Here is a 9,060-nt window from a genome sequence, read left to right on the forward strand (position 1 = left end):
GGTCCAGTACCTGCGCGACGACGCGCTGTTCTCGCCCGAGGGCATGGCGGCGGCGCACCGGAAACTGCGCGAGCTGTACGGCCTGGCCGGCCGGCCGGACGCCTACGCGTTCCGCTTCGCGGACGGCGACGATGGCGTCGGTGGCCGGGGTGGCGGCGAACGCGATGCCGGCGCCGAGCAGCGCGGTGCTGACCAGTACCGGCCAGAAGCCGGTGTCCTCGGCGAAGACGGCCATCAGGCCCAACCCCGCCCCGATCGTCGCCATCCCGCCGCAGACGACGGCGCGCATGCCGTATCGCTCGGCGACGGGCGGGGCCACCGGCGAGACCACGATGGCGGCCAGCGCCATCGGCACCAGCGCGAGGCCGGCCCGGAGCGGGGAGTAGTCCAGGATCTGCTGGAGGTGCTGCAACAGCAGGAAGAAGAAGCCGAACATGGCCAGGGTCTCGGCGGTGATCACCAGGGAGCCGGCCGACACGCCGCGCAGTCGGAACACCCGGGGGTCGAGCAGCGGCCGCTCGCGGCCGAGCTCCCAGCGGACGAAGGCGACCAGGCTCGCCGCGCCGACGCCGAGACCGCCGAGCACGGTGACGTCGCCCCAGCCGCGCTCCGGGCCCTCCACGATGCCGAACACCAGGGCGCCGACGCCGGCGACCGACAGCAGCGAGCCCACGACGTCGAGCGGCGCCGGGTCCGGGTTCCGCGACGCGGGGGTGACCACCGCCGAGGCCAGCAGGGCGGCGACCGCCAGGCCGGCGTTGACCGCGAACACCGACCGCCAGGAGTAGCCCTCGAGCAGCCCGCCGGCCACCAGCACCCCGAGCAGGGCCGAGCCGAAGCTGATCCCGGACCACACGCCGACCGCCCGGCCGCGCTCCTCCGGCGGGAACGCGTGGGTGATCACGGCCAGCGTCATCGGCATCACCAGCGCCGCGCCGACGCCGGCCGCCGCGCGCAGCGCGATGATCGCCGACACGTCGTCCACCGCGACGACCGCGGCCGAGGCGACGCCGAACAGCGCGAGGCCGGTCAGCAGCACCGCCCGCCGGCCGTACCGGTCGCCCAGGGCGCCACCGGTCAGCAGCAGGCCGGCGAACGCCACACCGTAGGCGTTCATGATCCATTGCAGTTCGGCCTCGCTGGCGCCGAGGTCGTGCGCCATGTCGGGGACGGCCACCAGCAGGGACGCGAGCATGCCGACCACCACGGCGAGCGCCAGGCACATCACCCCCAGGAGGACGGCCCGTCGCCGGGCGCTCGATATCACCGTGGACTGCATGCCGAGACTCCTCAAGCGGTCGATTCAAGCGATCGTTTGAATGGAAGCACGCGCACCTTGCTTGAATCAAGCGCTTGTTTTACGGTGACGGCGTGCCAGCCGCCTCCGCCACCAGCACCACCAAGAGCCGGATCCTCGACGCCGCCGAGGAGTTGTTCGGCGCGCAGGGGTACGCGGCCACCAGCCTCCGCGCCGTCACCGAGGCCGCCGGCGTCAACGTGGCCGCCGTCAACTACCACTTCGGCTCGAAGGAGGGCCTGCTGCGCGCCGTCGTCGCGCGCGCCATGGGGTCCGTCAACGCCGAACGCGGGCGTCGCCTCGACGAGTTGACGGCCGCGGGCGGCGTGCCGGGCGCCGCGGACCTGGTACGGATCTTCGTCGAGACCGGCGCCAGCCTGGTCCGCCGGCACGGCCCGCGTGGCCCGAGGGTGGCCCGGCTGATCGGCCGGGTCGTCTGCGAGCCCGACCCCCAGATCCGCCGGCTTTTCGCGGACGAGGTCAGCCCCGTCGAGGGCCGTTACCTCCAGGCGCTGACCGCGGCCCTCCCCGAACTCCCGCCCGAGGACGTCGCGTTCCGCTACCGCGCCATGATCGGGCTGCTCGCCCTCCACCAGTCGGGCACGCTCTCCGGCCTCTCACCCGACGGCCCTTCGGCGTCGGGCGCGGCGGACGACGAACGCCTGGTCGCCACCCTCACGGCCGCCTTCGGTGCCGGCCCCGGCTGAGCCGGGAGCCGAGGCGGCGCGGGCCGTCAGGCCGCGCGCTCGTCGAGGAGTCCGGCGGACACCAGGTCGGTCCACAGCCCGTCGGGGACCTCCGCCTCGAACGCCGTGACGTTCACCCGCACCTCCTCCGGCGACCGCATCCCGACCACGACGCCCGCCACCGCCGGGTGCCGCAGCGGGAACGCCAGGGCCGCCTCGGGCAGCGTCACGCCGTGCCGCTCGCAGACGTCGGCGATCGCGTGCGCCCGGCGCAGCACCGCCTCGGAGGCCGGCGCGTAGTCGAAGTACGCGCCCGCCGCCGGCCGCGCGGTGGCCGTGAGACCGGAGTTGAAGACCGAGGCGCCGAGCACGGAGACCCCGCGCTCCCCGCACGCCGGCAACAGCTCGTCGAGCCCGACCTGCGTCATCAGCGTGTACTGGCCGGAGAGCATCACCACGTCGACGTCCGCCTCCCGCACCAGCCTGCTCAGCATGCCGGTGTGCCACATGCCGGCCCCGATCGCGCCCACCACGCCCTCGGCGCGCAGTTCGGCGAGCGCCGGGTAGCCGTCGCGCAGCGCGGCCTCGAAGTGCTCCTCCGCGTCGTGCAGGAACAGCGTGTCGACCCGGTCCACGCCCATCCTGGCCAGCGACTCCTCGACGCCGCGCCGCACCCCGTCGCGGGTGAAGTCCCACACCCGGCGGTGTGTCGGCGGCACCTGGAACTCCTCGACCTGCCCGGTCGGGTCCTGCGGGACCAGCAGCCGGCCGACCTTCGTCGAGAGCGTGAACGACGCGCGCGGCCGCTGCCGCAGGAAGGCGCCGATCCGGCGTTCCGAGTGCCCGATGCCGTAGTGCGGCGAGGTGTCGAAGTAGCGGATGCCGCTGTCCCAGGCCGCGGCGAGGGTCGCCGCCGCGGTCTCGTCGTCCACCGCCGTGAAGAGGCCGCCGAGCGGCCCACCGCCGCAGCCCAGCTCCGTGACCTCCACCGCGCTGCGCCCGAGTCGGTTCGACCTCATCAGGACCAGCCTTCCCACACGTCGTCAGGTTCCCGCACGCTACGGCGCCGCCGGGCGGTGCTGGCAGTCGGGGCACCAGAAGAGGTTGCGCGCCGCCAGCGTCGCGCTCCGCACCTCCGCGCCGCACACCAGGCAGGGCTGGCCGGCGCGCCGGTAGACGTAGACCTCGCCGCCGTGGTCGTCGACGCGTGGCGGGCGGCCCATCGCCTCGGGCGTGTGCTCGGGCCTGACGGTGTCGATGCGGTTGAGGCGGACGCCCTCCCGCATCAGCGCCACCAGGTCCGCCCAGACCGCGTCCCACTCGGCGCGGGTCAGCGAACGCCCCGCCCGGTAGGGGTCGATGCCGTGCCGGAACAGCACCTCGGCCCGGTACACGTTGCCCACGCCGGCCACGATCCGCTGGTCCATCAGCAGCGCCGCGACGGTGACCCGGCTCGCGGCGATCCGCCGCCGGGCCAGTTCGGGCTCCGCGTCGGCGCGCAGCGGGTCGGGGCCGAGCCGGTCCGCGATCGCGTCCTTCTCGGCCTCGGTGATCAGGGCGCAGGCGTTGGGGCCGCGCAGCTCCGCGTAGCCGTCCCGGCCGGCGAGCCGGAGCCGGACCTGCCCGACCGGGGCCGGCGCCGGGCCCGCGCCGAACGCGACCTTGCCGTACAGGCCCAGGTGGACGTGGACCCAGCCGATCCCGTCGAAGCCGAGGAAGAGGTGCTTGCCGTGGGCCTCGGCCGTGGTGAGCGGCTGACCGTCGATCAGCGCCGCGCCGTCCGCGAACTTGCCCTGCGGGCTGTCCGCCCGCACCGGCCGGCCGCCGAGCAGTTCGGCGTAGTCGGCGGCCAACCGGTGGATGGTGTGGCCCTCGGGCATCGGGGGATCAGTGCCCTTCGGGGAGCGGCGGCAGCGTGCCGTCCGTCTCGTAGCCCGCGAGCATGTCGATCCGCCGGGTGTGACGCGCGGCGCCCGAGTAGGGGGTGGTCAGGAAGACGGCGACGAACGAGGTGGCCTCGTCGGCCGAGTGCATCCGGGCGCCGACGCTGATCACGTTGGCGTTGTTGTGCTCCCGGCCGAGCCGCGCCGTCTCCTCGCTCCAGGCGAGCGCGCAGCGCACGCCCTTCACCTTGTTGGCGGCGATGGCCTCGCCGTTGCCCGAGCCGCCGATGACGACCCCGAGCGACTCCGGGTCCGCCGCCGTCCGCTCCGCGGCGCGGAGGCAGAACGGCGGGTAGTCGTCCTCGGCGTCGTAGACGAACGGGCCGCAGTCGACGGGCTCGTGCCCGTGCTCCTTCAGCCAGTCGGTCAGATGGTTCTTGAGCTCGAGGCCGGCGTGGTCGGAGCCGAGATAGACGCGCATGGTCGAGAGTCTTTCACGGCCTCAGTCGCGGCGACCGGCGAGCCGCCAGGCGGCCGGCAGCGCGCCCATCGCGAGCGCCGCCTTCAGCGCGTCGCCGAGCAGGAACGGCGTCAGGCCGGCGGCGATCGCCTCGGACGCCGACATCCCGGTGTCCAAAGCCAGGTAGGTGACGCCGACCGCGTAGATGACGGCGGTGCCCACGGCCATGGTGCCGACGGTGCGCAGCACGGTGCGGTCCCCGCCGCGACGGGCCAGCGCGCCCACGGCGGCGGCCGCCAGCACCATGCCGATGACATAGCCGAACGACGGCATCCCGAAGCCGGACTGGCCCTCGGCGAACCACGGCATGCCCGCCATGCCGGCCGTCATGTAGAGGAGCATCGAGGTGAGGCCGCGCACGCTGCCCAGCGAGGCGCCGACCAGCAGGGCGGCGAACGTCTGGCCGGTCACCGGCACCGGCGAGCCGGGCACCGGAACGGACAACTGGGCCGCGACGCCGGTGAGTACCGCGCCGCCGAGGATCAGGGCGACGTCCCGGGCACGGGCCCGGGACACGGTCGACGTGGCGGGCAGCAGATCGGCCAGCACGGCTGTGCTCATCAGAGGACTCCAGGGGTGAGGCGGGGGAGGGAGACACCCTGACGCTAACCGAAGACATGGACGATCTTCGCGTGGGTTTGCCGACATATCCACCTCGGGCCCGTTGGTGGAAGACGACAGCCGGTGCGCTCGCGCGGCCTGAACCCGATCGTCGTTTCGAAGATCGACTGGCAGGATGGGACAACGCGTCGCCCGGCCGTACGCGGGCACGCCACGGCCCGGCCCGCCGCCCGATCGTCTTCTCACTCACGGCAGGCGGCGGGCCGGCGTCTCCCCTTACACCCGGGGCCGTCAGTCGAACTGCGGCTCCGCGTCCCGGGTGCGCTTGATCTCGTAGAAGCCGGGCGTCGAGGCCACCAGCAGCGTGCCGTCCCACAGCCGCGCCGCCGCCTCGCCCCTGGGCGCCGGGGTGACCACCGGGCCGAAGAACGCGATCTGCTCCCCGTCGGAGCCCGGCACCGCGATCACCGGCGTGCCGACGTCCTGCCCGACCAGGTCGATGCCCTCCTTGTGCGACGCGCGCAGCCGCTCGTCGTACGCCTCGGACTCCGCGGCGTCCGCCAGCGAGGCCGGCAGCCCGGCCGCCACCAGCGCCTCCTCGATCGTGGCCCGGTTCCGCTCCTGGCCCCGGTTGTGGAAGCGGGTGCCTATCTCCGTGTAGAGCCGGCCCAACACCTCGGGACCGTGCTCCTGCTCGGCGGCGATGCACACCCGCACCGGGCCCCAGCCGGACCGCAGCAGCTCGCGGTACCGGTCGGGCAGCTCGTCGATCTTCGGCTCGTTCAGCACCGACAGGCTCATCACGTGCCAACGCACCTCGACCGGGCGTACCTTCTCCACCTCCAGCATCCAGCGCGACGTCATCCACGCCCAGGGGCAGAGCGGGTCGAACCAGAAGTCGGCCGGGGTCTTCTCGGACATCGGATCTCCTCACGCGGCACGGCGCGGATCGGGCGGGGCAGGACGAGGCGGCCGGTCGGTGCGCCGGCCACACCAGCGGCAACACCGACCACGACCCCCGCATTCCTCCCGTGCGTGGCCCCCGGGTCCCGTGACATGCTGGCCGCGCCCACGAGGGGCCGGCTCACGAGGAGCCGGTTCACGACGAGCGGCGAGAAGGCAACGGAACCAGCGGAACCAGCGGAACCGGCTGAACCGGCGGAACCAGAGGGAGCAGCACACGTGCCAGGAGAGAACCTGACCCGCGACGAGGCCCGCGAGCGCGCCCGGCTGCTGACCGTGCGGGGCTACGAGGTGTCACTCGACGTGCGGTCGGCCGTCGAGCCGCCGCCGGCCGCCGGCCCCCGCACCTTCCGGTCCACCACCACCATCCGCTTCTCCTGCGCGGAGGAGGGCGCCGACTCCTTCGCCGACCTGCTCGCGCCGCACGTCCACTCCGTGACGCTCAACGGCGCCGAACTCCCCGTGGACCGCGTCTTCGACGGCAGCCGGGTGCTGCTCGCGGGGCTGCGCGCAGAGAACGTGCTCACGGTGGACGCCGCCTGCGCCTACAGCCGCACCGGCGAGGGGCTGCACCACTTCACGGACCCCGAGGACGGGGAGATCTACCTCTACACGCAGTACGAGCCGGCCGACGCCCGCCGCGTCTTCGCCAACTTCGAGCAGCCCGACCTCAAGGCCCCCTTCGACCTCCGGATCACCGCACCCGCGCACTGGACGGTGCTGGGCAACGGCGTCGAGACCGGGCGCGAGCCCCTGCCCGAGTCGTCCGCCGCGACCTGGCGCTTCGCGACGACGAAGCCGATCTCCACCTACATCACCGCCGTCGTCGCCGGCCCCTACCACCACGTGACCGACCACTACCGGCGCGAACTGCCGGGCGGCGAGACCCTGGAGATCCCGCTGGGCGCGCTCTGCCGCAAGGGCCTGGCCCGGCACTTCGACCCGGACGAGATCTTCGCCACCACCAAGCAGGGCTTCGACTTCTTCCACGACAACTTCGGCTTCCCCTACCCCTTCGGCAAGTACGACCAGGCGTTCGTCCCCGAGTACAACATCGGCGCGATGGAGAACCCCGGCCTCGTCACCTTCCGCGAGGAGTACGTCTTCCGCGGCCGCACCACCCGCGCCGCCTACCAGGGGCGGGCCAACACCCTGCTGCACGAGATGTCCCACATGTGGTTCGGGGACCTGGTGACCATGGAGTGGTGGGACGACCTGTGGCTCAAGGAGTCGTTCGCCGACTTCATGGCCGCGTTCTCGCTGGTCGAGGCCACCCGCTTCGAGGAGGGCTGGATCGCCTTCGCCAACCGCCGCAAGGCGTGGGCCTACCGGGCCGACCAGCTGCCCTCCACCCACCCGGTGACGGCCGACATCCGCGACCTCCAGGACGCCAAGCTCAACTTCGACGGCATCACCTACGCCAAGGGCGCCAGCGTCCTCAAGCAACTGGTGGCCTACGTCGGCCGCGACGCCTTCCTGGAGGGCGCGCGCCGCTACTTCCAGCGCCACGCCTACGGGAACACCACGCTCGCCGACCTGCTCGCCGTGCTCGGCGAGACCTCGGGCCGCGACATGACCGGCTGGGCCGCCGCCTGGCTCCAGACCGCCGGCGTCAACTCGCTGACCCCGCACGCCGACCACGACGCGGACGGCGCGATCACCTCGTTCAGCATCCGCCAGGAGGCCCCGGAGAGCCACCCCACGCTCCGCCCGCACCGGGTGGCCGTCGGCCTCTACCGCCACGAGGAGCCAGGCGGCCCGCTGCTGCGCTACGCCAGGGCCGAGATCGACGTCGAGGGACCGGTCACCGAGGTGCCCGAGCTGGTGGGCGCGTCCCGGCCGGAGCTGATCCTCGTCAACGACGAGGACCTGACGTACTGCAAGGCACGCTTCGACGCCGGCTCGCTCGACACGCTGCGCGCCCACCTCGGCGACGTCGCCGACCCGCTGGCGCGGGCCCTGTGCTGGTCCGCGCTGTGGAACCTGACCCGGGACGCGCTGCTGCCGGCCCGCGACTTCCTCGCCCTGGTGCGGGACTTCGGCGGCGCCGAGACCGAGATCGGCGTGCTCCAGATGGTGCACGCCTGGGCGCACTCCGCCCTGGTCGACTACACCCCGACCGCCGCGCGCGACGAGGCTGGGCGCGGGCTGGCCGAGGCGGCCCTCCACCAGCTCCGGCTCGCCGCCCCGGGCGGCGACCACCAGCTGGCCTGGGCCCGCTTCTTCGCCGGCCGCGCCACGTCGGACGCCGACTTCCGGCTGCTCACCGACCTGCTGGCCGGCACCACCGAGATCGAGGGCCTGGACGTCGACCAGGAGCTGCGCTGGACCTTCCTCGAACCGCTGGTCGCCCACGGCCACGCCGGCGAGGCCGAACTCGCCGACGAACTCGCCCGCGACGACACGGCCTCCGGCAAGCGCCACCACGTGCGCTGCCTCGCCGCCCGCCCCTCGGCCGACGTCAAGGCCCGCGCCTGGGCGGACGTCGTCGAGTCGGACGCGCTCTCCAACGCGCTGGTCGAGGCCACGATCGACGGCTTCGCCCAGTCCGACCAGCGGGAACTGCTCGCGCCGTACGCGGAGCGGTACTTCGAGGTGATCGAGGGCGTCTGGGCCAAGCGGACCATCGAGATCGCGATGGCCGTCGTGCGCGGCTTCTTCCCCTCCTACCAGGACGACCAGGCCACCCTGGACGCGACCGACGCGTGGCTCACCGCGCACGCCGCGGCGCCGCCGGCGCTGCGGCGCCTCGTCCTGGAAGCCCGCGACGACCTCGCCAGGGCCCTGCGGGGCCAGGCGGCGGCGTAGGTTTCCTTCCCCCCACCGGTCGCCCGGCGGCGGGCGGGGTTTCGCGCTTCGCGTGGTGGCCGGCCCGCAGGGGCCTCGACGCGGCGGCTTCGCCGCCGTTGGGCCCCTGTGGCCGTGTCGGCCTGCGGCCGTGTCGGCCTGCGGCCGTGTCGGCCTGCGGCCGTGTCGGCCTGCGGCCGTGTCGGCCTGCGGCCGTGTCGGCCTGCGGCCGTGTCGGCCTGCGGCCGTTCCGGGCCTGCGGCCGTTCCGGGCCTGCGGCCGTTCCGGGCCTGCGGCCGTTCCGGGCCTGCGGCCGTTCCGGGCCTGCGGCCGTTCCGGGCCTGCGGCCGTTCCGGGCCTGCG

The 9,060-nt window shown here is 73.8% G+C and carries 8 protein-coding genes; 2 read left to right on the plus strand and 6 right to left on the minus strand.

All coding sequences use genetic code 11. The features are described from left to right. A partial coding sequence (locus E1283_RS25315) for an MFS transporter (RefSeq protein WP_132820459.1) occupies positions 1 to 1,279 on the minus strand: 1,279 nt, incomplete at its 3' end. Between the two features lie 92 nt (positions 1,280 to 1,371). On the opposite strand from E1283_RS25315, the gene E1283_RS25320 reads away from it, so the two are divergent. Further along, entirely contained in the window at positions 1,372 to 2,004 is a 633-nt protein-coding gene (locus tag E1283_RS25320) for a TetR/AcrR family transcriptional regulator (protein WP_132820460.1), read from the plus strand. 26 nt (positions 2,005 to 2,030) lie between these two features. Here the strand turns inward: E1283_RS25320 and E1283_RS25325 are convergent, their stop codons facing one another. The 5 genes from E1283_RS25325 to E1283_RS25345 form a co-directional block, all read right to left on the minus strand. Then, positions 2,031 to 3,002 carry an aldo/keto reductase gene (locus E1283_RS25325; protein ID WP_132820461.1) on the minus strand — a complete coding sequence of 324 codons (972 nt, stop codon included), beginning with the start codon at positions 3,000 to 3,002 and terminating at the stop codon, positions 2,031 to 2,033. A 39-nt stretch (positions 3,003 to 3,041) separates the two neighbouring features. After that, positions 3,042 to 3,863 (minus strand): Fpg/Nei family DNA glycosylase, encoded by an 822-nt coding sequence (locus E1283_RS25330; RefSeq protein WP_132820462.1) that lies wholly within the window; start codon positions 3,861 to 3,863, stop codon positions 3,042 to 3,044. Between the two features lie 7 nt (positions 3,864 to 3,870). Continuing rightward, positions 3,871 to 4,347, minus strand: coding sequence for a ribose-5-phosphate isomerase (locus tag E1283_RS25335; RefSeq protein ID WP_132820463.1), 477 nt, complete (start codon positions 4,345 to 4,347; stop codon positions 3,871 to 3,873). Positions 4,348 to 4,368: 21 nt separating this feature from the next. Further along, a complete protein-coding gene (locus tag E1283_RS25340; RefSeq protein ID WP_132820464.1) occupies positions 4,369 to 4,947 on the minus strand; it encodes a biotin transporter BioY in 579 nt (192 codons plus the stop codon). Between the two features lie 291 nt (positions 4,948 to 5,238). Beyond that, positions 5,239 to 5,868 (minus strand): mycothiol-dependent nitroreductase Rv2466c family protein, encoded by a 630-nt coding sequence (locus tag E1283_RS25345; RefSeq protein ID WP_132820465.1) that lies wholly within the window; start codon positions 5,866 to 5,868, stop codon positions 5,239 to 5,241. Between the two features lie 261 nt (positions 5,869 to 6,129). Here E1283_RS25345 and pepN point away from each other — a divergent pair, with 261 nt between their 5' ends. Further along, the gene (gene pepN, locus E1283_RS25350) at positions 6,130 to 8,718 is read left to right on the plus strand and encodes an aminopeptidase N (protein ID WP_132820466.1); all 2,589 of its coding nucleotides are present in this window, start codon (positions 6,130 to 6,132) and stop codon (positions 8,716 to 8,718) included. Positions 8,719 to 9,060: the final 342 nt, after the last annotated feature.

Origin of the sequence: Streptomyces hainanensis, from assembly GCF_004348415.1 — a bacterium.
Lineage (GTDB): Bacteria > Actinomycetota > Actinomycetes > Streptomycetales > Streptomycetaceae > Streptomyces > Streptomyces hainanensis.